Source organism: Metabacillus mesotrionivorans, from assembly GCF_052171315.1.
Classification (GTDB): Bacteria; Bacillota; Bacilli; order Bacillales; family Bacillaceae; genus Bacillus_P.
This window is the reverse complement of the sequence record NZ_JBQMFF010000004.1, coordinates 317,376-343,187: the sequence shown is the minus strand read 5'-3', so window position 1 is coordinate 343,187 and position 25,812 is coordinate 317,376. Positions and strand designations below refer to the sequence as shown.

General features: G+C 46.5%; 22 protein-coding genes and 2 pseudogenes. 4 read left to right on the top strand and 20 right to left on the bottom strand.

Annotated features, from left to right (window positions below):
- Position 1: 1 nt before the first annotated feature.
- The 7 genes from ACTSEZ_RS13925 to ACTSEZ_RS13895 all read right to left on the bottom strand — a co-directional run bounded on the left by ACTSEZ_RS13925 (position 2) and on the right by ACTSEZ_RS13895 (position 9,042).
- On the bottom strand, positions 2 to 2,194 hold the full coding sequence (locus ACTSEZ_RS13925; RefSeq protein ID WP_369734764.1) for a RelA/SpoT family protein: 2,193 nt from the start codon (positions 2,192 to 2,194) through the stop codon (positions 2 to 4).
- 164 nt (positions 2,195 to 2,358) lie between these two features.
- Positions 2,359 to 2,871 (bottom strand): adenine phosphoribosyltransferase, encoded by a 513-nt coding sequence (locus ACTSEZ_RS13920; protein WP_029279434.1) that lies wholly within the window; start codon positions 2,869 to 2,871, stop codon positions 2,359 to 2,361.
- Between the two features lie 16 nt (positions 2,872 to 2,887).
- Positions 2,888 to 5,230, bottom strand: coding sequence for a single-stranded-DNA-specific exonuclease RecJ (recJ, locus tag ACTSEZ_RS13915; RefSeq protein WP_369734762.1), 2,343 nt, complete (start codon positions 5,228 to 5,230; stop codon positions 2,888 to 2,890).
- Between the two features lie 151 nt (positions 5,231 to 5,381).
- Positions 5,382 to 5,723, bottom strand: coding sequence for a LapA family protein (locus ACTSEZ_RS13910; RefSeq protein ID WP_369734761.1), 342 nt, complete (start codon positions 5,721 to 5,723; stop codon positions 5,382 to 5,384).
- Between the two features lie 190 nt (positions 5,724 to 5,913).
- Positions 5,914 to 6,348 carry a cell wall hydrolase gene (locus tag ACTSEZ_RS13905; protein WP_369734759.1) on the bottom strand — a complete coding sequence of 145 codons (435 nt, stop codon included), beginning with the start codon at positions 6,346 to 6,348 and terminating at the stop codon, positions 5,914 to 5,916.
- 112 nt (positions 6,349 to 6,460) lie between these two features.
- Positions 6,461 to 8,710 (bottom strand): protein translocase subunit SecDF, encoded by a 2,250-nt coding sequence (secDF, locus tag ACTSEZ_RS13900; RefSeq protein ID WP_369734757.1) that lies wholly within the window; start codon positions 8,708 to 8,710, stop codon positions 6,461 to 6,463.
- Between the two features lie 35 nt (positions 8,711 to 8,745).
- Positions 8,746 to 9,042 (bottom strand): post-transcriptional regulator, encoded by a 297-nt coding sequence (locus ACTSEZ_RS13895; protein ID WP_369734756.1) that lies wholly within the window; start codon positions 9,040 to 9,042, stop codon positions 8,746 to 8,748.
- Positions 9,043 to 9,184: 142 nt separating this feature from the next.
- Between ACTSEZ_RS13895 and spoVB the strand changes: the two genes are divergently transcribed.
- Entirely contained in the window at positions 9,185 to 10,747 is a 1,563-nt protein-coding gene (gene spoVB, locus ACTSEZ_RS13890; protein WP_369734755.1) for a stage V sporulation protein B, read from the top strand.
- Between the two features lie 3 nt (positions 10,748 to 10,750).
- On the opposite strand, the gene ACTSEZ_RS13885 is transcribed toward spoVB, so the two are convergent.
- On the bottom strand, positions 10,751 to 11,401 hold the full coding sequence (locus ACTSEZ_RS13885; RefSeq protein ID WP_369734753.1) for a DUF421 domain-containing protein: 651 nt from the start codon (positions 11,399 to 11,401) through the stop codon (positions 10,751 to 10,753).
- A 180-nt stretch (positions 11,402 to 11,581) separates the two neighbouring features.
- On the opposite strand from ACTSEZ_RS13885, the gene ACTSEZ_RS13880 reads away from it, so the two are divergent.
- Positions 11,582 to 11,929, top strand: coding sequence for a TIGR04086 family membrane protein (locus ACTSEZ_RS13880; RefSeq protein ID WP_369734752.1), 348 nt, complete (start codon positions 11,582 to 11,584; stop codon positions 11,927 to 11,929).
- A 51-nt stretch (positions 11,930 to 11,980) separates the two neighbouring features.
- Here ACTSEZ_RS13880 and yajC read toward each other — a convergent pair whose 3' ends face one another.
- The 11 genes and pseudogenes from yajC to nadB form a co-directional block, all read right to left on the bottom strand.
- Positions 11,981 to 12,265 carry a preprotein translocase subunit YajC gene (gene yajC / locus ACTSEZ_RS13875; protein WP_282033011.1) on the bottom strand — a complete coding sequence of 95 codons (285 nt, stop codon included), beginning with the start codon at positions 12,263 to 12,265 and terminating at the stop codon, positions 11,981 to 11,983.
- Between the two features lie 82 nt (positions 12,266 to 12,347).
- A complete protein-coding gene (tgt, locus tag ACTSEZ_RS13870; protein WP_029279418.1) occupies positions 12,348 to 13,493 on the bottom strand; it encodes a tRNA guanosine(34) transglycosylase Tgt in 1,146 nt (381 codons plus the stop codon).
- A 27-nt stretch (positions 13,494 to 13,520) separates the two neighbouring features.
- Positions 13,521 to 14,549 carry a tRNA preQ1(34) S-adenosylmethionine ribosyltransferase-isomerase QueA gene (queA, locus tag ACTSEZ_RS13865; RefSeq protein WP_369734750.1) on the bottom strand — a complete coding sequence of 343 codons (1,029 nt, stop codon included), beginning with the start codon at positions 14,547 to 14,549 and terminating at the stop codon, positions 13,521 to 13,523.
- 30 nt (positions 14,550 to 14,579) lie between these two features.
- On the bottom strand, positions 14,580 to 15,581 hold the full coding sequence (gene ruvB, locus ACTSEZ_RS13860; RefSeq protein WP_369734749.1) for a Holliday junction branch migration DNA helicase RuvB: 1,002 nt from the start codon (positions 15,579 to 15,581) through the stop codon (positions 14,580 to 14,582).
- A gap of 11 nt (positions 15,582 to 15,592) precedes the next feature.
- A complete protein-coding gene (gene ruvA, locus ACTSEZ_RS13855; protein WP_369734747.1) occupies positions 15,593 to 16,201 on the bottom strand; it encodes a Holliday junction branch migration protein RuvA in 609 nt (202 codons plus the stop codon).
- A gap of 133 nt (positions 16,202 to 16,334) precedes the next feature.
- On the bottom strand, positions 16,335 to 16,883 hold the full coding sequence (locus ACTSEZ_RS13850) for a BofC C-terminal domain-containing protein (protein WP_369734745.1): 549 nt from the start codon (positions 16,881 to 16,883) through the stop codon (positions 16,335 to 16,337).
- Positions 16,884 to 17,187: 304 nt separating this feature from the next.
- The gene (locus ACTSEZ_RS13845) at positions 17,188 to 17,919 is read right to left on the bottom strand and encodes a YhcN/YlaJ family sporulation lipoprotein (protein WP_369734744.1); all 732 of its coding nucleotides are present in this window, start codon (positions 17,917 to 17,919) and stop codon (positions 17,188 to 17,190) included.
- A 1,239-nt stretch (positions 17,920 to 19,158) separates the two neighbouring features.
- Positions 19,159 to 19,722, bottom strand: a pseudogene (gene safA / locus ACTSEZ_RS13840) (SafA/ExsA family spore coat assembly protein); the annotation flags it as partial.
- 183 nt (positions 19,723 to 19,905) lie between these two features.
- Complete coding sequence (gene nadA / locus ACTSEZ_RS13835) at positions 19,906 to 20,973, bottom strand: quinolinate synthase NadA (protein ID WP_503129027.1); 1,068 nt, start codon at positions 20,971 to 20,973, stop codon at positions 19,906 to 19,908.
- Between the two features lie 57 nt (positions 20,974 to 21,030).
- Positions 21,031 to 21,861 carry a carboxylating nicotinate-nucleotide diphosphorylase gene (gene nadC / locus ACTSEZ_RS13830; protein WP_369734741.1) on the bottom strand — a complete coding sequence of 277 codons (831 nt, stop codon included), beginning with the start codon at positions 21,859 to 21,861 and terminating at the stop codon, positions 21,031 to 21,033.
- Positions 21,848 to 23,422, bottom strand: a complete 1,575-nt coding sequence (nadB, locus tag ACTSEZ_RS13825; protein WP_369734739.1) for an L-aspartate oxidase — start codon at positions 23,420 to 23,422, stop codon at positions 21,848 to 21,850. The genes nadC and nadB overlap by 14 nt, the downstream gene beginning before the upstream one ends.
- 93 nt (positions 23,423 to 23,515) lie before the next feature.
- Between nadB and ACTSEZ_RS13820 the strand changes: the two genes are divergently transcribed.
- Entirely contained in the window at positions 23,516 to 24,658 is a 1,143-nt protein-coding gene (locus ACTSEZ_RS13820) for an IscS subfamily cysteine desulfurase (RefSeq protein WP_369734738.1), read from the top strand.
- A 6-nt stretch (positions 24,659 to 24,664) separates the two neighbouring features.
- Complete coding sequence (locus ACTSEZ_RS13815; RefSeq protein ID WP_369734737.1) at positions 24,665 to 25,201, top strand: transcription repressor NadR; 537 nt, start codon at positions 24,665 to 24,667, stop codon at positions 25,199 to 25,201.
- A 465-nt stretch (positions 25,202 to 25,666) separates the two neighbouring features.
- Here the strand turns inward: ACTSEZ_RS13815 and ACTSEZ_RS13810 are convergent.
- Positions 25,667 to 25,812 (bottom strand): annotated as a pseudogene (locus tag ACTSEZ_RS13810) (prephenate dehydratase); the annotation flags it as partial.

Sequence of the window (25,812 nt, the reverse complement as noted above, 5' to 3'; positions counted from 1 at the left end):
TCTAGTTCATGATTCTTCTTACAGAATAGATATCTGAGATCTGCTTGATTCTCTCAACCACTTTATGAAGGTGGCTGATATTGGAGATGGCAATCGCCATATTGATTGTCGCCACTTTGTTGCGGTCGGATTTCCCAGCAACAGATGAAATGTTTGTCTTCGTCTCGTTGACAGCCTGAAGCACCTCGTTCAAAAGGCCTCTTCTGTCATACCCGAGAATTTCAATTTCCACGTTGTACTCTTTTCGTGCATCAAGCTGCGTTTCCCATTCGACCGGAATTAAACGGGCCTGTGCCTCGTCCGTGTGTACATTCGGACAATCATCTCTGTGAACGGAAACTCCCCGGCCCTTCGTGATAAAGCCGACAATTTCGTCACCGGGAACTGGATTGCAGCACTTCGACAGCCTGATCAGAAGGTTATCGATTCCTTTCACCCTTACTCCGCTGTCCCGTTTTTTGGACGGGTACGGACGAACTTCTGAAATGACTTCCGAAATATCTTTTTCCTGTTCCATATCCCGCTTTTTACGGAGCTTTTCCGTCAGTCTGTTGGCAACCTGGGCTGCAGTAATGCCGTTGTACCCGACAGCAGCATACATATCTTCGTCATTTGAGAAATTGAATTTCTCAGAAACGCGCTTCAGATTCTCCGTTGTCAGGATGTCCTTCAGTTCGAAGTCGAGATTTTTAATCTCTTTTTCAACCATTTCTTTTCCCTTTTCAACGTTTTCCTCGCGGCGCTGCTTTTTGAAAAACTGGCGGATTTTGTTTTTAGCCTGTGACGTCTGGGCAAGCTTGAGCCAGTCCTGGCTTGGGCCATAAGAATGCTTGGACGTCATAATTTCTATAATATCGCCTGTTTTGAGTTTATAATCAAGGGTCACAATCTTTCCGTTCACTTTTGCCCCGATTGTTTTATTGCCTATTTCTGAGTGAATACGATAGGCAAAATCAATCGGCACTGAGCCTGAAGGCATTTCAATGACGTCGCCTTTTGGCGTGAAAATGAACACCATGTCAGAGAACAGATCAATTTTGAGGGATTCCATAAACTCTTCGGCATTCGTCGTATCATCCTGGAACTCCAGAATTTCACGGAACCAGGTTAGTTTCTGCTCAAGTGTTGACTGCTCTTCTGTCTCTTTGCCTTCTTTATACGCCCAGTGTGCAGCAATCCCGTATTCTGCAATCGTGTGCATATCCTTCGTGCGGATCTGCACTTCAAGCGGATCTCCTTTAGGACCGATGACGGTTGTATGAAGGGACTGGTACATATTCGCCTTCGGCATGGCAATATAATCTTTAAATCTCCCAGGCATAGGTTTCCAGCACGTATGAATAATTCCGAGTACGGCGTAGCAGTCTTTTATGCTGTTTACAATAATTCTGACGGCTAATAAGTCATAAATTTCATTAAACTGCTTATTCTGCAGGGCCATTTTCCGGTATATGCTGTAAATATGTTTTGGACGTCCTGAAAAATCCGCCTTAATGTTGACTTCCCCAACGCGATTTTTCACTTCATCAATGACTTCGTCCAAGTAGGCCTCGCGCTCTGCACGCTTTTTCTTCATCAGATTGACAATTCTGTAGTACTGCTGCGGATTCAAGTAGCGGAGAGCCGTGTCTTCAAGCTCCCACTTAATTTTTGAAATCCCCAGACGATGAGCGAGCGGTGCAAAGATTTCCAGCGTTTCATTTGAGATCCTGCGCTGCTTTTCCTGCGGCAGATGCTTCAGTGTGCGCATGTTGTGGAGGCGGTCGGCGAGTTTAATCAAGATCACACGAATGTCCTGTGCCATTGCGACAAACATTTTACGATGATTTTCAGCCTGCTGTTCTTCGTGTGATTTATATTTAATTTTCCCGAGCTTTGTCACCCCATCCACGAGCATGGCGACTTCATCATTAAATGTTTGTTTCAAGTCATCAAGTGTTACATCTGTATCTTCTACGACATCATGTAAAAACCCACCCGCAATTGTTGACGGATCCATGTCCAGATCAACAAGTATCCCTGCGACCTGTATTGGATGAATAATATATGGTTCACCCGATTTCCGGTATTGTTCACGATGCGCCTCTTCTGCATAATCATAGGCTTTCTGGATAAAGACGAGGTCTTCTCCGGTTAAATAGCGCTTTGCCTTTTCTATGACCTGCTCGGCAGTCAGTACTTGTTCATTAGCCATGGAATCACCTTTACAATGAGAACTTTATTGTACCTATTATCATGAAAAACACAGAAGATGTAAAGAGTTAGACCGTCTTTTCTGTGCCAAGCTTTCGGCCGGTACTTTGCCTGCAGTTAAATAAGAGAAAAAGCACCCATTCCCGAGTGCTTTTTTCTATGTGATTAAAACGTCATTAAAGTTAAGATATCGTATTTATCAAGCTTGCTGCGACCGTCAAGATAGCTGAGCTCAATCAGGAACGCAATCCCTGCAACAACTCCGCCAAGCTCCTCAACCAATTGAATCGTAGCTTCGATGGTGCCGCCTGTAGCAAGCAGATCATCTGTGATCAGAACGCGCTGACCCGGCTTGATTGCATCCTTGTGCATAGTCAGTACGTCTTTTCCGTACTCAAGTCCGTATTCAACACGGACTACTTCGCGCGGAAGCTTTCCTTCTTTGCGGACTGGTGCAAAACCTACTCCAAGGGAATAAGCAACCGGACATCCGATAATAAATCCGCGTGCTTCCGGTCCTACAATTATATCAACGTTTTGTTTGCGTGCATAGTCAACAATTTGATCTGTTGCATAGCGGTATGCATCACCGTTGTCCATCAACGTTGTAATATCTTTAAACTGGATTCCCGGCTTCGGGTAATCCGGAACAACTGTCACGTATTTCTTTAAATCCATATTAAGTTTGTCCTCCTCATGCATTGACAAGCGCCTTCGATTGTTTCATCCGATCATCAAACCACTTCTTTAAGTCCTGGTACGACGAATACAGCAGCGTATTCTCAAGCTCCAGCTGGCGGAGTTTGGCAGAATACGAAGAAGATTCGGAGAGGTCTCTTTTAGGCGGCTGATGATTGACAGAAATAATGCCATTGTCTATTGTAGCAAATTCTAAGTCAAAAAACACCTGTGACATGAAATTGATTGTTTCACTTGACCATCCTTTGTGGCGTGCAAGGGCTTCTGCGTGCTTTTTTAAGTCAAATGTTTCTTTTTGCTTCAGGAAGCCATAGTACCATTTAAAGTGGTCTCTTGTCGGAATGGTGGCGAAAAAATGATCGGTATGCTGATGAAAAACCGCATAGATGCGTTCAGGAAGCACGTTTTCAAACAGTGCGTCAAGACTTTCGATGGATGTCGGGGTATCAACAAAGGTGATGTACTTGCCTTTCATTTTTTCTGCCGAACCCTCATCTTCGAGATAGACGATATTTTGCCCTGAATCCTTAAGCATAGTCAGTGTCTCTTTTTGAAAAACAAGATAAACGTTTTCTTTATCCTTCATCTTATCAAGCGTTTTATTCAGATCGCGCGATCCTCTTGCATCAAACAGCTGCCACTCGTTTACCGCGAGATCCTGAATCATGAGCTGCGGTTTTCTGAAATTGTTCCATTCATTAATGGACAATTCCCCGACAAGTGACACTTTTGCAAGCGGCGCCATGTGATCATGCAGATGCCCGAATCCGAATCCAATGCAGTCAAGCTGTTTTTGATCCTGCTCCACTGCAAGCTTTAAGTGGGTCTGGTCAGAACCGATTTTTCTCATTGACCCCACTTGTACAGACTCGAGCAAAAACAGCGGTTTTGGATTTCCCATGCCAAACGGGGCGAGCTTCGCTATTTTCTCAATCGACTCCACAGAAACGTCAGAAACACTGCATGCAGCATCAATCGTTTTTATCGGAATAAAATCTTCTTCTTTCAGCGAAGCGGAGGCCAGATTATTCAGTCTGTCTCTCAGCTGATCGACATGCTGGAGCTCAAGAGTCATGCCTGCTGCCATTGGATGACCTCCAAAGTGAGGAAGAATATCACGGCATTCTGAGAGATTGGCAAACAGATCGAAACCTGCAATGCTTCTTGCAGATCCTTTTGCCGTTCCTTTTTCAGCATCAATGCTCAGAATAATTACCGGTCTGTAGTATTTTTCCACTATTCTTGAGGCTACAATTCCTACGACACCCGGATTCCAGCCTTCTTTCGCAAGAACAAGCACAGAATGCTGATCCGTTGGGTACAGGGTCTCAACCTGTTCGATCGCCTCATCTGTAATCTGAGAAACAATTTTCTGTCTCTCTTTGTTTAAGCCATCAATGTAGGCGGCAAGCTCTGCCGCTTCCTCACTGTCTGCAGACATCAGGAGCCGGACGGCTGGATCCGCTGTCTCAAGGCGTCCGACTGCATTGATGCGGGGACCAACCGCAAAACCGATGGTCTCCTCATTCACTTCTTTCCCGTCAGCTCCTGCTGCTTTGAGAAGTGCTTTTAATCCTGTCCGTTCTGTCCGGTTCATCTGCTGAATACCCAGTCGTGCAATAAGACGGTTTTCCCCGTGAAGAGGCACCAGGTCGGCAATTGTGCCGATAGCTGCTATCTCAAGCAGGTGTTCCGGAACACTTCCTGAAAGCGCATGGGCAAGCTTAAAAGCAACTCCTACTCCGGCAAGCTCCTTAAATGCATATGTGCAGCCGGGCTGCTTCGGATGTATGATAGCATACGCATCCGGTAGGACCGGCCCAGGTTCATGATGATCCGTAATGATCAGATCGACTCCAAGCTCTTTTGCAAGAGCCGCTTCGTTGACAGCAGAAATACCTGTATCAACCGTAATAATCAGTGCATAGCCATCTTCACGGGCTTTGCGGAATGCAGGTTCATTCGGACCGTAGCCCTCTGTGAACCGGTTCGGAATATAAAAATCGGCGTTGGCTCCAAGTGAAGCAAGCGTCTCAAGCATGACGACCGTCGAGCTTACGCCGTCCGCGTCATAATCTCCGAAAATCAGAATTTTTTCCCCGCGCTCAATGGCGCTGTGAATACGCTGCACAGCTTTATCCATGCCGAGCAGTGTAAAAGGATCGAGAAAGCCGTGCTTTTCTATGTGAAGAAACTGGTCGGCCTCTTCAGCCGATTCAATTCCCCGGTTAAGCAAAAGTGAAGCTACCAGAGGCGTAAGATTCAAAGTATTCATCAATTCATTCATTTTTTCGGGATGGTGTTCGTGAACATCCCATCTGTTCTTTGCTTTCAGCAAAAAAATCACCCCTCAACCACCCTATTATACTAGAGGCGGGATGGGGTGACAAACGAATATAAATGCCAGGTGCCATACAAAAAAACAGGCCCATCCGCCATTATAGCGGACAAGCCTGCCGTTTACACTGTAATTTATCAGCCGGGCAGTTCTACATCTCATCAGATGTCTGGCCAATTTGTTTTGCGCCATGAGAACTGCTTTTCGTTTCATCTGGAACTTGCATCTTCAATTTCTCATTTTCACTCATCAGCTCGGCATTTTCTTTTTCAAGAGCCTTCACTCTCCGCTGCAGGGAAAAAATTCTGGTCAGTCCGGCAGAAGCAATCATCAGGCCGCCAAGCAGAACAGAGCCTAAAATAATCAGAATCAGAGGCCATCTGGCTTCTCCGAACAGATAATCCACTTCAACCGAATCCACGTTGATGACGGCAAAAACAGCAACAATTAGTGCAAATAGGATGGCAAAAAGAAAACTCCATTGTCTTTTCATCCTGTACTCCCCCTTTCTTTCGATTCTCTTTTATACCCGGATGTTTCAGTCCGCAAAACATGCGGGCACAGAGAATCATTTTCCCATTTTACTATGATGTCCTTTGGCATGGAAAGCATGAATGTGTTCATCGGGAAAGGGGGAGCCTGCTTAAGCTTTCAGCTCCTGCATGTGTGACTGCTGTCAGCCTTTAGTATACACTCGCACATGTTCCTGCTTTAGGCTCATAAAAACAATGCTTTTTAAATTGCCCCGAGTGTGGCTGGCCGTACCATGTCGGAGGGCATGGCGCGTATGGATTGAAATACCAGAGGGCAAATTTAGCCGGATGATCTCTCCAGGATTCCAATGCTCTTCTTGCAAGCTGCTGTTCGGAAGATCTTGCTCTGCTGTAAAAGAGATTACCTTTTTGAACCGCTTCAAACGAATAATTACCGCCCTGAACCTGGTAAATGACCTGCCTGATCGTTCTGACATCTTTAAAATCGAGACAATCCGCCACCGCCCGGTTAACAATGACATTGCCTACATAAAGCATTCCCTGCTTTCCTTCCCCTTCTGCTTCTGCTCTCATCATTCTCGCCACTAAATCAACGTCTGCACTTGTATATTTCACCCTTGGCATTTATATCACCCCATAATTAGTGTATGAGCAGGAGCCGCTTTGATGCTATTTGGGGCCTTTTCTGAAGAGACAGCAGCACACAAAAACCGCGGAAATGATTCCGCGGTTCTAGTTAAACAATTGGTTCTTCCTGTTCCTGCACATTTTTCGCTTTGCTTTTCTTTTGGATTTCTTTCCACTTCCACATCATCCACAGCTGTGCTGCAATGAACAAGGAAGAATAGGTTCCTGAAATTAAGCCGATCAGAAGCGCGATGGAGAAGTTCCGGATGGATTCACTTCCAAAGACCATAAGCGCAATGACGCAGAATACGACGGTCAGGACCGTATTGACTGATCGTGTAAACGTCTGCTGAAGGCTTCTGTTAACAATACTCTTCAGGTCATCATATGTTTTGACCTTCGTTTTCTTGTAAAGTTCTCGTATCCGGTCAAACGTAACGATTGTATCATTGATTGAATACCCCACAATTGTAAGAACAGCGGCGATAAAGGTAATATCCACTTCAAGACGAGTGATGCTGAAGACTGCAATGATAAAGAAGGCATCATAAAGCAGCGCAAGAACAGCAGCCACGGCCATTTTGTATTCAAACCTCAGGGAGACATAAATGATAATTCCCAAAGAGGCGATCAGCACACCGTACATCGCGTTTCTCGCCAGTTCCTCCCCTACTTCAGGAGAAACCGTGCTGATGCTCGGCTCCTTGCCGTACTTTTCATTAAAGAAGTCTTTAACTTCAGCAATTTCCCCTTTATCGAGCACGCCTACGAACCTCGCAACCGCCGTCTGATTCTGGCCTCCTGCCAGGACAATATCTTTTGCTTCGAGGTCAAGCGTCTCAAGGTCTTTTTCTACCTCTTCAGCCGTCAGCGTCTTATCAGCACCGATTTCAATACGGGTACCGCTTGAAAAATCAATGCCGAGATTCAGCTTGAAGATGACCAGCAGGACAAGTCCCGCTGCCAGCAGAATGCCGGAAGCTGCAAAGAATTTTTTGCGGTGCTTAACAAAGTCGACTTTATCAAATTTAGTCGGCGCATCCACATCTTCTGTTGATTTGCTCAAATCAATAATGTCTTTTTTGTTTACGCCGAAGTATCCAGGCTTCTTATCAAGCCATCTGCTTTCCACCAATAAGCCGAGCAGCAGTCTGCTCAGGAAAACGGACGTCAGGAAACTCATTATGATACTGAGAATAAGACTCGTTGCAAATCCTTTGACGGCACTTGTCCCAAAGAAGAACAGCACTCCGCCTGCAAGCATCGTGGTGATATTTGCATCAAAGATTGTCGCAAACGACCTTCTGCTGCCGGCTCTGTAAGCTGATCTGATTGACTTTCCAAGCTTGATTTCTTCTTTAATCCGTTCATAGGTAATGATATTGGCATCAACGGCCATACCCACCCCGAGAATCAATGCAGCAATACCCGGCAGTGTTAAGACGGCATTCATCCAGTCGAATACCTGCAAGACAAAGTACAGATATGTAGTAAGGGTTACAACTGCGATGACTCCAGGTAAACGATAGAAATACAGCATGAAAAGGAAAATGAACCCGATTCCAATAATACCTGCAAGAACCGTTGTCTGAAGCGCTTCTTCTCCGAACTGGGCTCCTACTGAAGTTGAGTACGTTTCAACCAGCTTAACCGGAAGTGATCCTGCATTAAGAAGGTTGGCAAGATCTTTAGCTTCTTCTACAGTAAATTGACCGGTAATCGTTACGTCAGTTGTGTCAAACACCTCATTGACGTTTGGATTTGAAATGAATTTCGGTGACTCTTTTGATACTTCTTCTTTATAGGAATCACCTTCAGCATAATCAAGCCAGATGACCAGCTGATTTTCAGGCGCCATGGCAGAAATCTGCTGGGTTACCTTTTTGAACTTATTTGCATCCTTCAGCTTGACAGCAACAATCGGCTCCTGTGTTTCGGGGTCGAATGTCTGTTTAGAAGCTCCTTCTACAAGGTCTGATCCGTTCATCATCACCTTGTCATTGACATCGCGGAACGTTAGCTCAGCCTGTGTAGAAAGAATCTCCCTCGCCTGATTCTGATCCTTTACTCCCGCAAGCTGCACCCTGATGCGGTTCTCGCCTTCAATTTGAATGTTCGGCTCGCTTACACCAAGGACATTCGCTCTTTTTTGCAGGGCGTTGACCGTGCTGACGAGTGCATTTCTGTCAATTTTATCCCCGTCATTGGCAGGCTCAACGTCATACAGAATCTCAAACCCACCCTGCAGGTCAAGACCAAGGAGTATATTTCCTGTAGCCTTGTTTCCAAAAGCACCAATTAAACTTCCTACGCAAAGGACGAGTAAGAAAAAAACAATGATGCGTCCCTTTTTAACCATGTTGCATCCTCCTTAAGAAAACCGTTCAATATGTATTACTTATCTGCCGTGCCTATTTGTCTGCCTTCTTCACTGTCAAACCAGCTGCCGGACTTAAACGACTCAATTGTTGCAAACGTCATGAATTCACTCGGTTTTACAGCCATAATATCAGCCACCATTTCGTGAACCATCAGCTCGGTCTTCTTTTTCCATTTTTTATTTCTCAGGTAATTCCATATCTCTGACTCTGTCACATCGCCGTAGTCAAGAATCTTAAACTCTTCTGCTTTGCTGACAAGCGCCGGTTTCACATGGTGGCGGTATTTTTCAATTTCATCCTTTTGGGTCATGGCACGCTCCTCCATTCATTATGTATGCGTGATCGGGATTTTATCAGCGGCCATGCGCGAACATCTTGTCATGCTTGGCCAATCATAGCGCATATAGTTAATTGTATATGATTAGATGCTATTTGAGAAGGCGGGGAACGTGATGTCAAAGCAAACATTTTTACAGGGGACGCTCATTTTAATAGCCGCCGGCCTGATTACCAGGGTTCTTGGATTTATGAACCGGATTGTAGTCGCCCGTTTTATCGGAGAAGAAGGCGTCGGACTCTATATGATGGCTATGCCGACACTTGTGCTGATCATCACCATAACTCAGTTTGGGCTGCCGGTGGCAATCTCAAAGCTTGTGGCAGAAGCAGAAGCGGAAGGAAATCAGAGGAAAATTAAAAAAATCCTGATTGTATCTCTTGCGGTTACCGGCACGCTGAGCCTTATATTTACACCTGCCATTATTTTGCTCGCCCCGTATTTATCAAACTCGCTCCTGACAGATCCAAGGACGCTCTATCCGCTTCTTGCCATCTCGCCGGTTGTTCCGATCATCGCTGTATCTTCCGTCCTCAGAGGATACTTTCAGGGCAAGCAGAATATGCGTCCGGCTGCGATTTCACAAGTGCTTGAGCAGGTTGTGCGAATTTCTCTTATTGCTGTCTGCACAAAAACCTTTTTGCCTTACGGAATTGAATACGCTGCTGCAGGGGCAATGGCATCAGCTGTTGCAGGAGAACTCATCTCCCTCTTATATATGTTCTCCATGTTTAAAATGAAAAAGAAGTTCCGGATACGCCGCAAGTTTTTCACTTCCCTGAAAGAAGGAAAAACAACTTTTCAGAATTTAATGAGCATCGCCCTTCCGACTACAGGAAGCCGGATGATTGGTTCGATCGCCTGGTTTTTCGAGCCGATTGTTGTGGCTCAGAGCCTTGCCATTGCAGGATTTACCGCCACAATGGCAACAAAGCAGTACGGGGAGCTGACAGGATATGCCCTGCCCCTTTTGATGCTTCCGTCATTTATTACGTATTCTCTCTCAACGGCTTTAGTCCCCGCGATCAGCGAAGCGATGGCGCAAAAGAAAATACATGTTGTTCAGCACAGGCTCCAGCAGGCCTTCAGGCTCTCTTTAGTAACCGGAGGGTTTGCCGTCGTCATTCTGTATATCTATGCAGATCCGCTCATGACAGCTATGTACGGAAGCAGCCATGCCGCGATTTTCGTCCAGGTCATGGCTCCGTTTTTTATCTTTTATTACTTTCAGGGCCCTCTCCAGGCAGTCTTGCAGGCCCTTAACCTTGCAAAGGCTGCGATGATCAACAGCTTTGTCGGATCGGCAGTAAAAACCGCCCTGATCTTCCTTTTGGCTACTAGGCCTTCTCTCGGTATTATGGGAGCAGCGCTTGCGATTGTGGCAGGCATCATGCTTGTTACCCTTCTGCATTTGGCAACGGTGATGAAAGTTATTTCCCTGACAATTAAAGTGAGTGAATATCTCAAATGCTTTTTAACGATGATCCTCTCGGGCGTTGCAGGCTATTACTTTTTTAAGGTTCTGCCCCTCGGTTTGGGCATGAATCTGATGATTTCGGTTTGCTTTACTTTTTCTGTATACTGCATCCTTCTTGCTGCCTTCAGGCTTGTATTGAAGGACGATGTCGGCAGACTTCCGTTTATCGGCGGTCATCTTTCAAAATTTGTGCCGCGATAATGCCTATTTGTCATCAATTAAATCTATAAAAAAAGTTTGTTTGTTGTGTGTGCAAAGAGAAATATTCTTCACATCAAAGTACCCGAGCTTTCTCAGCTGCTGTCTCAGCCATAAATTCGTTTTCCCGATCCGGTACAAATTTTCCTCCTGAATCAGTCCGTCCACAATAAGCGGCAGCTGAAGCTCCTGATGCTCGCTGCCATTTTCTTTTTTAATAACTGACAGTTTGCCTGAAGGTTCGAGAATCGCAAAATCAACTTCGCTTATGTCATTTACATCCTTTTCTCTAAGCTGACTCATGAGGTCATCAAAATTGTAGCGCTGGGTTTTCATTGCACGCTCATTGATTTTCCCTCTGTCAATGATGATGGTCGGCTTTCCGTCTATCAGTGCACGCACTTTCTGGTTCTTCAGTGAAAAGTAGGCAAGACTGATCTGGATCAAAAGAAGCAGAAACATTGGAATAATCGTGTGAATCAGGGGATCATTCGTATTTTCAATCGCCATGACTGCCATTTCCGCAATCATCAGAAAGACCACAAGATCCAATAAGCTGAGTTCCCCGATTTCACGTTTGCCCATCAATCTGAAAATAATCAGAATGAGAATGTACAGAAAAATGGTGCGTCCGATGATTATGAAATGCACTTCCATTTTTTTTGCCCCCTTGCTGCATCGATACGTTTATTTTGAACGGATAAACCTTTTTCATGTAGAACAATTTCGATTCTATTTTTGCTTCATGTGAATAGGATGGTAGTAAGACGAGCGAAAACAAGCTAAGGAACAGAGGGGGAGATTGGAATTAATACGCGCAGATGGGGAAAAGCCATCATGTATGGCTTATCAAGTATTTTAATCGCAGCACTTGCTGTAAGCTTATTATTTTCTCTGCTGCTTAAATTTACTTCATTAACAGAGGATTCCATTAAGTGGGTTATTTTAGGCCTTTCATTTCTGGCTGTCTTTATAGGGGGATTTATAGCGGGTGGAAAAGGCAAAGAACGGGGATGGCTCGTTGGAGGCACAACAGCACTTCTTTACACGCTGATCATTTTTTTCTTTCAGTTTTTGGGCTACGGCAAGACGTTTACGATGGAGCAGACGATGTATCACGGGGGATTTCTTGCCATCGCCATGCTTGGCGGCGTGATGGGAGTCAACTTGTCCGGGTCCAAATAGGAAAAACAAAAGAAGCGCCCGCGGGCGCTTCTTTTGTTTTTGCCATATGTATTAGGCTTTTTCCATTGAGATGCCTTTTTGTTCAACAACGTCGCGGATTGCGCGGCGGTCAAATGTCAGACGGGATCCGTCTCCTGCTTTGATGACAACTTTCTCTTCATCGATTGAATCAACGATGCCATGCATTCCGCCGATTGTAACGACTTTGTCGCCTTTTGACAGACTGTCCTGCATTTCACGCACTTTTTTCTGCTGCTTCTGCTGCGGACGAATCAGCAAAAAGTAAAAAATCGCAAACATCAGAATCAGCGGTCCAACTGTAGTCAATAGTTCCATTTTTTTCACCCCTTTCAAATATGGCAGCTGCCAAGAGATACCTTATCTATGAAGCTGCCTGCAGGGCAGGCAGCCGAACTAACTAGAAGTTTTTCGCGTTTGGTTTATTGAACCCGTACTGCTCGAAGAATTCATCTCTGAAATCCCCGAGGCGGTCTTCGCGGATTGCCTGTCTAACCTGCTCCATTAAGTTTAACAGAAAATGAAGGTTATGGTAAGAAGTTAATCGGATGCCGAATGTTTCGTCACACTTCATGAGATGGCGGATATAGGCGCGGCTGTAATTGCGGCACGTATAGCAGTCGCAATTCTCGTCAATCGGACCGTAATCACGGGCAAATGCTGCATTTTTGACGACCAGGCGGCCTTTGCTTGTCATAAGGGTTCCATTACGCGCAATGCGTGTCGGTAGCACACAGTCAAACATATCAATGCCTCTCACTGCCCCGTCAATCAGTGAATCAGGAGATCCTACGCCCATCAAATAGCGCGGTTTATCAGAAGGCAGCAGCGGTGTTGTAAACTCAAGCACGCGGTTCATCACATCTTTAGGCTCACCGACTGAAAGCCCGCCGACTGCGTAACCAGGGAAATCCATCGAAATCAGATCTCTTGCACTCTGTTTTCTGAGCTCCTCATATTCTCCGCCCTGAACGATTCCGAAAAGACCCTGATCGTTTGGACGTTCATGTGCAGTCAGACAGCGCTCTGCCCATCTGCTTGTCCGCTCAACAGATTTTTTCATGTAATCATACTCTGCCGGGAACGGAGGGCATTCATCAAATGCCATCATAATATCCGAGCCGAGGTCATTTTGAATCTGCATTGCTTTTTCCGGAGAGAGGAAAAGCTTGTCTCCATTCAGATGGTTTCTGAAGTGGACACCCTCTTCTTCGATCTTTCGGAATTCACTTAAACTGAAGACCTGGAAACCGCCTGAATCCGTCAAAATGGCACGGTCCCAGTTCATAAATTTATGAAGGCCGCCCGCTTCTTTGACAATTTCATTTCCGGGACGAAGCCATAAATGATACGTATTGCTTAAAATAATGCCTGCTCCCATTTGAACAAGCTCTTCCGGAGACATCGTTTTAACCGTCGCAAGCGTTCCCACCGGCATAAAAACAGGCGTTTCAAACGACCCGTGCGGTGTATGAACCCGTCCGAGCCTTGCTCCTGTCTGCTTGCACGTTTTAATTAATTCATAGCGAATTGGTGGATATGACACCTTTTTTCCTCCTTCAAGGCAGTATTTCTAGATGATCAGCATGGCATCGCCAAAGCTGAAGAAACGGTATTTTTCCTTAACAGCCGTTTCGTAGGCATGCATGACGTGCTCCCTTGTTGCAAGAGCACTGACGAGCATAATCAGGGACGATTTCGGCAAATGGAAATTGGTCACCATGCCGTCGATTGCCTTGAATTCATAGCCCGGGTAAATGAAAATGCTGGTCCAGCCGCTGTCTTCCTTAAATGTACCGTTATTTGCCGACGCGATTGTTTCAAGGGTGCGGGTCGATGTCGTTCCGACAGAGATAATCCGTCCGCCTTTTTCCCTGACCTGATTAAGCAGCTGGGCAGTGCCTGCGCTCATCTGATAGAACTCAGCATGCATTTCGTGCTCTTCCACAACGTCAGCGCTAACCGGGCGGAATGTACCGAGACCGACATGCAGTGTAATAAACGCAAGATGGACTCCTTTTTCTTTCAGAGCTTCAAGAATCTGTTCGGTAAAATGAAGACCGGCCGTCGGGGCGGCAGCAGACCCGACCTCTCTTGAGAATACCGTCTGATAACGCTCCTGATCATCAAGCTGTTCTTTAATGTACGGCGGCAGCGGCATTTTACCGAGAGAGTCAAGCGCCTCATAAAAAATACCTTCATACTTGAACTCAAGCATTCTGCCACCGTGATCGGCCTCTCCTGTGCAGACCGCACGCAAAATGCCGTCACCAAATACGATTTCAGTTCCGACTTTCACGCGTTTGGCAGGCTTTGCAAGAACTTCCCATACATCTCCCTGTTCCTGTTTTAGCAAGAGAAGTTCAATTTTGGCGCCTGTATCTTTTTTCTCGCCAATGAGTCTTGCAGGCAGAACACGTGTATTGTTCAAAACAAGACAGTCGCCTTCCTGAAAATAATCAATAATCGATTTGAACTGGGCATGTTCCACCGATCCGGATTCTTTATCAAGCACCATCAGTCTTGACGCGTCCCGCTCGAGCAGAGGAACCTGCGCGATCAATTCTTCAGGTAAATCAAAATCAAACAAATCTACTTTCATCATTTTTCACCTTTTCCGTTATGCAAATCTCTATTGTTTCGGAACTTCCATTTGAAAGTGATGATAAACAGCATCTGTTACCATTCTTCCCCTTGGAGTCCGTTGTATAAAACCAATCTGCAAAAGATATGGTTCGTATACATCTTCAATTGTGTGCGATTCTTCGCCTATTGTAGCAGAAATCGTGTCGAGTCCCACGGGTCCGCCTTTAAATTTTTCAATAATGCCCATCAGCAGCTTGTGATCGATATGATCAAGGCCGAGTCTGTCGACCTGCAGCCTTTCAAGCGCTTCATTTGCAAGGCTGCCTGTAATGGCCGGTTTTCCGAGAACCTGCGCAAAGTCTCTTACCCTCCTGAGCAGCCTGTTGGCTATCCTCGGAGTTCCGCGTGACCGGCGCGCAAGTTCAAGTGATGCTTCTTTTTCGAGGCCAATGCCAAGAATATCTCCTGTCCGCTCGGCAATCAGGGAGAGCTGCTCTTCATTGTAGTACTCAAGACGGCTCAAAACACCGAAACGGTCCCTGAGGGGTGCAGTCAGCAGCCCGACTCTTGTTGTCGCTCCAATGAGCGTAAACGGAGGCAGATCAAGGCGCACGGACCTGGCTTGCGGTCCTTTTCCAATGACAATATCAAGACAGAAATCTTCCATTGCAGGATACAGCACTTCTTCAATAGAACGCTGAAGGCGGTGGATTTCATCAATAAATAAAACATCACCGGGTTCGAGAGCGGTCAGAATGGCCGCAAGGTCGCCCGGCCTTTCAATGGCCGGTCCTGAAGTCGTTCTGATATTTACGCCCATTTCATTTGCAATGATGGTGGCAAGGGTCGTTTTGCCAAGACCGGGAGGCCCGTAAAGCAGCACGTGGTCCAGTGTTTCGCTTCTCATCTTTGCTGCTTCGATAAAAACCTTAAGATTATCCTTTACTTTATCCTGCCCAATGTACTGCGATAAAGTCCTCGGTCTAAGGGAGAGCTCAAGAGCTCCTTCATCAAGCTCCGCTTCGCCGGAAACAAGACGTTCGTCCATAAATGATCACCTTACTTTAATAGCTTTTGCAACGCTTTTTTCACATACTGGTCTGTGGAAAGCTCCTCTTCCATCAGAGCAGGAACAACTTTGCTGATTTCCCGTTCTGCATAGCCGAGAACTTTCAGGGCTTCAAGTGCTTCACTCAGTGATTTGGAGGCTGTTTCTGATGCAGCATGCTCTTCGTGGGTAAACAGGTCCGGCGCAAGTTCGCCTGCAATATCTCCAAGCTTCCCTTTCAAGTCAAGGATGATCTGCCTTGCCGTCTTTTTGCCTACACCGGGAAATTTCACAAGGAATTTTTCATCCTCACTCTCAATGGCTCCGACTACTTGTGACGGATTCCCGGAAGCAAGTATCGCGAGAGCTCCTTTAGGACCGATGCCTGTCACATTTAAAAGCTTCATAAATAAGGCTTTTTCTTCTCTTGTATGAAAACCGTACAGCGCGAGGATATCTTCTCTGACATGCTGATACGTATAAATCGTCACTTCCGAGGAACGGCTGCGCTGGTAGCTGAATGGGTTGGGAGTATGAACCTGATAGCCAATGCCCCCGCGGTCAATCACCACATACTCGGGAGTCACCAGATCAATGGTTCCTTTTATAAATTCGATCAAACTTTTCACCTCTTTATAACTGTACCTCATTGTAACATACTTTTTTTCTCTGCCTGTAGTATTAAACAGCGGATTTTGCCTAAACAAAACAAAAAAATGCACCCGTTCAAAAGATCGGGCACATAAGACAGCTTCAGTTCGCCTCTGCAGGCGACGAGTAGGCTTTATATGATTGAATGACTTTTAAGTAATGGTCTTTCGACTGGATGCGAATGCCGTGTCTCAGCTCGTCATGTTTCCTGGTCTCAAGCTTCCCAACATCAATCTGAAAGAAGGAATGGATGATCTCCGAAGCATCATCAGGCTTGCCGTTGAAAATAGAGAACACCCCTTCTGATGAGAGGCCGAAATACCCGTTTGCTTTTAACAATGGGGAGATATCATCAACTTCTTTTTGAAAAATGATCTGATTATCATCCTGATCGACAAGCTGCCAGCCTTCATACTTAGCCCAGAAATCTTCCATTGCAAGAATGGTTTCTGTTTTAACCTCTTCGCTGATCTCCCCGTCCAGGTAGATCCTTTCAAGAACCACTGTCACAGTCAGGGGACCGCTGACTTCATAGGCCTGATCGTCATTGCCGGCTGCATCGTACGGTTCATGCACAGCAGGAAAAGAAAGAAAAAAGATTCCAATGAACGCTATTGCAGCTGTAAACAGGAAACGATGAGATGACATCATCTTTTACACCCCAATCCATTTACCGTTCTGGTAAAGAAATATTGATTCGTTATTAGTTTGACCATAATTAGAAGGATTAACCATAGAAAAGCGGAATCAGCCGTTTAGCTCCGATAGGCAGATAAGAAATCACCGTAAAAGTCCGCTTTTGACTTTTTTGGGGATTTTGTTCTGACAGAGGAGTTGGCTGATGGAGCTGGACACCACAGAAAAGCTGGATAAGAAATTACACCAATGGCAAGATCGTGCGGGTATAAAATCGGACAAATTAAAAAGAGGCGCACTGAGGCACCTCTTTTAACCGTTATCGGGCTTGCTGAACCGGCTGATTCATCATGTTTCCCATATCATCAAACAAATCGCGGATATCGGCATCAATGGACTTTTTATCCTGCCCATTTTCGATATTGTCGTTGATCGTTCTCACGCGGGAAAATGTTCCTTCATCTGTAACAACTTGTACGTCTTTCCCTTTAGCTGCAGGTTTGACTGCATCCATTACTGCATTTTTCACGTTTTTATCATTCTTGTCGTCCGTGTCAACTGCAACCAGGACCTGATCGCCATTTACAAGGGTGCGGACGTCATCAACGTTTTTCACATCTGCAGCCTGTTCAGAAACCTTTTTAGCCATAGCTTTCTCATTGTCATTGTAATAGCTGATCTGCTTTACCTGACCATGATAATTTTCATCATTTCGGCTGAAACGATTATCTCTCTCGAGCATGCCGTCTTCATTTGAAAGCGGCGCAGTGGGATTATCCATTCTTCCATTATGAAAAGCCGTATCCCGATCATTTACTTTTGTAAAGTAATTATCGTTCATATCGCCTTCCATCATTTCAGTCAGAGGTCCATCATTATCTACGTTGTCTGCATTGCCGTTATTGCCGCGGTGCTCATTTGAATAATAGCCGATCGGTCTGGCATTATCATTGTAGCGTGTATCAAGTGCACCTTCGTTATTGTTATTACATGCAGCGAGACCAGATGCAGCGACAGCAATTGCAGCAAAAGCAGTAAGTTTATGCCTCAATATAAAAACCCCCTGATTTTTCTGATGCGAGCAAATCCGCTCTTGTATAGGTTGCTCGTTCAGGAGGGGATTAACCTGTTAGTTAAAGGTAAGTTCTTTAAATAATGGAGAGGCATTTTCACTTGTGCCGGCTGCTGATTTTATTCCATAAACAGTTAAATAACATAAAAAAAGAGACGAACAAATCCGTCTCTTCAGGCAACATTAATCTTCTTCTTCTTCGTCAAATCTTGGCATGGCGAACTGATCACTTTGCCCAAACTGGCCTGGCATCCCGCCGAATTGACCCTGACCGCCCGGCATTCCACCGAATTGGCCCGGCATTCCGCCAAATTGTCCTTGACCAAACTGACCCGGCATTCCGCCAAACTGTCCCGGCATGCCCATTCCGTAACCCGGCTGCCCTCCAAACCCCGGACCAGGTCCTCCGCATCCGCAATCCTCTTTATCCATTGCAGGACTTACCTGAGGCGGCTGGTTGTTTTCCGGCGCTCCGCCGTATGCTCCCATGACCTGACCAGGCATGTTTGGCGCTCCGCCGTATGCTCCCATGACCTGACCAGGCATGTTTGGCGCTCCGCCATATGCTCCCATGACCTGACCAGGCATGTTCGGCGCTCCGCCATATGCTCCCATGACCTGACCAGGCATAGGTCCTCCGCCATATCCTCCCTGCTGAGGATATCCGAAACCCGGTCCAGGCATGACTGGTGATACCGGTACACATCCAGGAGGATAGCCATAGCCCGGTCCGCCGAAGCCTGGACCGCCGAAGCCCGGTCCGCCAAATCCTGGTCCGCCTCCAAATGCCGGGGCTCCGCCATATCCTGGTCCGCCAAACCCCGGTCCGCCGAAGCCAGGCTGCTGCGGACTGTATGCCCCCATTACATCATCATCGTCATCGTCATCAAACGGCATTCCCTGCATTCCGCCATAAGGCTGCATTTGCGGGTATCCTCCATATCCAGGACCGCCGCCGAAACCAGGTCCTCCGAATCCAGGTCCTCCGAATCCAGGTCCCCCAAAACCCGGTCCGCCAAATCCAGGTCCGGGCATGACCGGTGATACTGGATAACAGTCATCTCCCCCCGGCCCCTGATCCATAGCTCCGGCAACCATGCCCGGATTCTGGAACGGCGCTCCCTGCTGGCCGGGAAATCCTTGACCCTGAGGCTGGCCAGGGAATCCCTGAGGGCTTTGCTGGCCGGGACCGCCCTGATAGGCACCCATAACCCCTTGCTGAGGCATGCTTGGTTTGTTTTCCATGTCTTTATCAGCCTCCTCTTTGCTTGCCGGCGATACATATTTCGGTTTTTCGGCAGGTTTCTCAGCCGGTTTTTCAGCCGGCTTCATCATTTCCGGCATGACATTTGACGGCTTAGGCGGCAGCTGAGGCTGAGGCGCCTGAGGCATCATCGCCATATTCAGCATGTAATAGTTGTTAATATCAAGCTCCGGATAAGCCGGCTGCTTCATATTCGGTACTGGCGGAACATAAGGGACAGACGGTTTTTCCTTAGGAACTTCTTTTGGCTTTGTATCCGACACTTCCATTACCTGCTTCGGTTTTTCCTTCGAAAAAGGATGCTCGGACTTAGGCATTTCTTTTTTACCTGAAAAATTGAGCTTCGTTTCGTTTTTTACAGGCACGCCGCCGGTTGGAACTTTTATTTTCATTCCCGGCATAATTAAATCAGGATTGCTTAGCTGAGAATTCATTTTTTTTACTTCTTCAAAGTCTACACCATATTTTTTGGCAATCTTCCAAAGGGTATCGCCTTTTTGAACAATGTGGATTTTCAACCTTTCCCCCTCCTATGCTTGAAACTTTATCGCATATGATTAGCAGGCAATGATGCCATTCTTCTTCATCACAACTTATGCTTGTAAAGACAAATATATGTTCAGGAGAAAAGAAAAAACTGACAAACATAAGGCCTGTGCAAGAATATCTGCTTACACGGCCGAGTGTCTGCCAGTTATGGGTTAAACGTGCTGGAGCATCCTCTCAAGAGCAAGAACAGCATCCTTTGCTGTATGTTCATCAACGCGAATCTGATTGACCGGTTTTCCTTCAACAATTGCCTCAAGAGACCAGAGCAGGTGCGGAAGATCAATTCGGTTCATTGTTAAACAAGGGCACATGAATGGATTCAGCGAGACAATCTCTTTGTCGGGATGCTGATCAATGATTCGCTTTACAAGGTTCATCTCTGTTCCGACTGCCCATTTGCTTCCAGGCTCTGATGCTTCAATGACATCGATAATGTACTTGGTAGAGCCTGCAAGATCGCTTGCCGCCACAACCTCTCTGCTGCATTCAGGATGAACAATAATGTTCATGTCGGGCTTTGTGTTTCTGATATGCTCAATGTTCTGCACGGTGAATTTTTCGTGAACAGAGCAGTGGCCCTTCCAGAGAATCACGATAATATCTTCAGGATTGCCATCATATTCAAGTTCATTGGTATGAGGGTTCCAGACAGCCATTTTTTCAAGTGGAATGCCCAGGTTAAAGGCTGTGTTTCTTCCAAGATGCTGGTCAGGCAAAAAGAGAATTCTTTCCTTCTGTCCAAAAGCCCAGCTCAGCATTTTTTCAGCATTTGAGGACGTTACGGTCGCACCGCCATTGCGGCCTACAAACGCTTTAATGGCAGCCGTTGAATTCACATATGTCAGCGGCAGAATCGTGTCGCCGAACAATTCCTGAAGCTTGATCCATGCCTGCTCTGTCTGGCTGATATCCGCCATATCGGCCATCGAGCAGCCGGCTCTCATATCCGGCAAAAAGACCTTCTGATGGTCAGTTGTAAGCATATCGGCTGTTTCAGCCATAAAATGCACGCCGCAAAAAACAATGAATTCTGCTTCTTTGTTGTCAGCTGCAGCCTGTGCCAGCTGCAGGGAATCACCCGTTATATCTGCAAACTGGATCACTTCATCTTTTTGATAATGATGGCCGGGGATCAGCAGTTTTTTCCCGTACTTGTCTTTAATTGCCATGACTCTTTCAATCATTTCTTTTTCACTTAGCTCTTTATAGTGCGGCGGCATTTTTTCATTTGTTTCAAATTGAAGCATATCCAAAACGTTCATGTCACGTTCCCCCTTCTATTCTACATTCATGCTCAAATCAAGCGCCTTTGCGGAATGAGTCAGCATGCCGAGTGAAACATAGTCCACTCCCGTGCGCCCGTAATCTGCTAAATTTTCAAGCGTTATGCCCCCTGATGCTTCTGTAATGATGGAGTCTGGTGTGATGGCTGCAAAAGCTGCCGCCTCGTCCGGGGTGCGGTTATCAAACATAATGATATCCGCGCGTGCCGCGATGGCCTCGTGCAGCTGCTGCTCTGTTTCAATCTCAACCTCAATTTTGATCATATGCCCGGCATTCGCTCTTGCTTTTTGAACCGCTTCAGCAATTGAACCAGCGCTTGCGATATGGTTATCTTTCAGCATGATTCCGTCATACAGTCCAAATCTGTGGTTGTATCCTCCTCCGCACCTGACTGCATATTTTTCAATCATTCTGAGGCCCGGAGTCGTTTTTCTTGTATCGCAGATTTTCGTATGATCTGAATTCAGCAGCTTTACCGCCTGATTGGTCAGCGTTGCAATTCCGCTCATCCGCTGCAGGAGATTCAGCACGACTCGCTCTCCTGTCAGGATGGATGCAATCGGCCCGGTCATGACAGCCGCCTTTTCTCCCCTGTAAATGGCCTCTCCGTCCCGCTTCAGAACCTGGACGTTAACCCTCGGATCTAACACTGCATATCCGGCTTTCACCACTTCTGCGCCGGCGAAAATACCATCTTCCTTAGCACGGATAACAGCAGTACCTGTCTGTCCTTCCGAAAAAATGAACGTGCTCGTTGCATCGAAATCTCCGATGTCTTCTGCAAAAAAACCTTCAAGCTGTTTTTTTAATTTAAGTAAGTTCAATGATCTTCACCTCTGAATGTTGATGATAGCTGCACCCTTTATTCGAAAGAAGAATTTGTTTTTTCAGCCAGAATGCATCGTTTGAGTCTGGAAAATCCAATCGGCAGTGACCTCCTCTGCTTTCGGTCCTCTGCAGAGCAGCCGATACAATCAGCCAGCCTGAGGTCATCATGTTGAGACGTTCAGCACTATCGTTTGTGAGGTCTTTCACATTAATAGTCCAATACGGCTTCAGCCATTTTTCAAACCAGTGCAAGGCCTTCGCAAGATCTTTCTCCGTCCGTTCAATTCCCGCATATGCGGTCATCACCTGTTGAATGTCTTCCTGTTCCGGCAAATCGATATCTGCACGATATGAGAATACTTGTGCATCCGAGCCTTTTAGGTCAACTGTTTCCTGGATGCTCTGAATCTTGTGTGCCAGACGCTTTCCGAAGACCAGGCCTTCAAGCAGGGAGTTGCTCGCCAGCCTGTTTGCTCCATGAACCCCCGTGCACGCTGTTTCTCCTGCAGCATAAAGCCTGCTGACAGATGTCCGGCCATGCAGATCGGTCTTGATGCCGCCCATTAAAAAATGCATGCCCGGTGCAACCGGAAGCAATCCGTTTTCAATCGCTATGTTATATTTTCGGCACATAGCCGTAATAGTCGGAAACCGTTCTTCAAAGCTTGAAACCGGCATGATGTTCAGATAAACGCTGCGCCCCTTTTTGATCTGCGAAAAGATAACGCGTGCAACGATGTCTCTCGGCGCAAGGTCTTTAAGAGGATGGATGCCTTCCATGATCCGTTCGTCCAAATCATTTTGCAGAAAAGCCCCTTCCCCTCTTACTGCCTCAGAGATGAGTCCGGCACACCCGCCGCCTGAAAGCAGCATCGTCGGGTGAAACTGGGTAAATTCCATATCCGCAAGCACCGCGCCTGCTCTGTATGCAAGCGCAAGACCGTCTCCTGTAATACCGTCCGCATTGGAGGTATGCTGGTACAGCTTTCCGCAGCCGCCTGTCGCAAGAATTGTATGCTGTGCAGTATGCGTGTTTACAAGTCCGTTCTGAGATCTTGAAACGGCACCGAGGCATACTCCGTTTTCCACAATCAATTCAAGCACCATCTCCTGTTCATGAATGACCGTGTTTTCATTCAGGCAGGACAAAAGAAACCGCATCATCGCTCTTCCTGTGGCATCTCCTCCTGCATGGAGAATTCGGCTGAAGCTGTGAGCGCCTTCCATGCCAAGTAGGAGCTCGCCTCTGCTGTCCCTGTCAAAAGGAAGCCCGTTTTCTGCCAGTGAAAGAACGTCTTTTGCTCCCTGCCTGACAAGCAGTTCAACAGCCTCTTCATCATTATGAAAATGGCCGGCAATGAGTGTATCCACCGAGTGACTGCTGATATTGTCATTTGCACTCACGGCAGCCGCAATCCCGCCTTGAGCAAGCATCGAATTGCTGCTGACTTTCGCCCCTTTGGTCAGGATGGTCACTTTTTTCGTTTTTTGCAGCTGACAGGCTGCAGATAAAGCTGCGATGCCGCTTCCAATGATTAATACATCCGTTTGAGGCAAAAAAATAACCCCCATTCTTTACAAGTGTCTTGACACATATATTTACACAAAACTAAACTAATGACAAGAGATTTTTTTGGAGGAGAGAATGGGATGATCTATCTTGATTACGCAGCAGCAGCTCCGCTTAGTGAAGAGGCTCTTCATGTATTTTCTGAAGCGTCCAGGAAGGCGTTTGCCAACAGCAACAGTCTTCATGATGAAGGAGATCTTGCGGGTTCATTGCTTGAGGCATGCCGGAGAAAACTTGCAGGGTTTATAGGCGGATTGGCTAAGGGAATTTGCTTTACATCAGGCGGCAGCGAGTCAAATGTGCTTGCTGTTGACACTCTTTTGGCGAATGCGGAGGGAAAAAATCACATCATTGCATCCGCATTAGAGCATTCGTCTATCTATAACTACTTGACGTTTTTACAGGGAAAAGGCTATGAGGTAACATTTTTAATGCCGGACAATCATGGTAAACTACATGTGGACAGTATTAAAGAAGCAGTTCGCGAAAACACCGCACTGGTGACCGTTCAGCACGCAAATTCCGAGATAGGATGTATTCAGAACCTGAAAGAAATTGGAGAATGGCTCAAAGAGCTGCCTGTTTACTTTCACAGTGACTGTGTGCAGTCTTTCGGGAAGGTCACTCTTAAGGCTGATGAGTGGGGGCTTGATGCAGTGTCTATTTCAAGCCACAAGATTTACGGTCCAAAAGGAGTCGGCTGTTTATATTTAAATCCGAGACATGTATTTAAACCGTACATTCATGGGGGAACACACGAAAATGGATTCAGGGCAGGCACGGTGAACGTTCCAGGCATCGCGGCATTTACAGCTGCAGCTGAACAGGCCTGTTCGGTCATGGAATCTGAATCCTTAAGGCTCCGCGAATTGCGGGACGTTTTTGTTGAGATGCTGCAGCCGTTTAAAGAGGATGTGCACATCATCAACCAGTACATCCCAGATCAGCTTCCGTCGATTATCGGTCTTCACATAAAAGGAATCGAAGGGCAGTACATGCTGCTTGAGAGCAACCGGAGAGGTGTCGCCATTTCAACAGGAACTGCCTGTCAAATCGGCATGCAGGAGCCTTCCAGAGCTCTTCTTTCCATTGGCTTGTCACCTCAGGCTGCCCTGCAGTACATCAGGATCTCAACAGGTAAATACACCACTGCTGAAGATCTGAAAAAAATGGCCGGCATTATCAGCCGGACGCTCAGCGAAAGACAGGCAGAAAGGACGTAAGAAAGAATGAAAATTCCGGGCAATGAAAGAAGAAATGTGATCCTTAACTGGCTGAAGGAAGCGGACGAACCGCTTAAGGGGAGTGAAATTGCGCTGCGGACAAATGTGAGCAGACAGGTCATCGTTCAGGATATCTCCCTTCTGAAAGCTCAAAATGAACCCATTCTTGCTACAAGTCAGGGCTATGTGTATGTCATGCAGGACAAAGAAGAGCTGCCTGTTTACAAGCGGATCATCGCAAGCAGCCACGGCCCTGAAGCAACAGAAGAAGAGCTGAACCTGATTGTGGACCACGGGGTAACGGTCAGGGATGTAATAATTGAACATCCTGTCTACGGGGAACTGACAGCCTCCATCATGGTCAGCAACCGCAAGGAAGTCAAAGATTTCATCAAAAAAATTGAAGACCGCAACGCAGCCTACTTGTCACAGCTGACTGAAGGTCTCCACCTTCACACCCTGGCAGCAGACAGGCAGGAAAAAATAGATGAAGCGTGTGCTGCACTTAAAGCTGAAGGATTTTTGGTGGATGAGGATGATTGAATGTTGCCTTTTCGGCGCAACTTTTTGTTGAGTTGTGGCGCTTCTCACCCGAATGGTACCACTTCGGTGCAACTTTTATTTTGCTTTGTGGCATTACTCGCCCGAGTGCTGCCACTTCGGTGCAACTTTTCAAATGCGTTGTGGCGCTTCTTACCAGAGTGGTACCACTTCGATACAATTTTTCAAATGAATTGTGGCGCTTCTCACCCGAGTGCTGCCACTTCGGTACAACTTTTATATTGCGTTGTGGCATTACTCGCCCGAGTGCTACCACTTCGGTGCAACTTTTCAAATGAGTTGTGGCGCTTCTCACCCGAGTGCTGCCACTTCGGAGAAGCTTTCCTTTGATTTCTGGTGCTACTCTGCTGAGTGCTACTAAAATCCTTTAATAACGACAAAAAAGACAGGCAGGATCCAAATCTGGAATCCTGCCTGTCTTCTTTATGGCTAATAGCCGTTTTCTATCTAAATGGCATAAGCCGAGTATGTCCCTAAAATCCTGACTCCGCAGCCAAGGGCTTCAAGCTCTGCCGATGCACCCGGGATAAGGACTTCATCTAACTTCATATCAATGTCCACGATAAAAAAGTAATTGCCGAGGCCTGTTTTCA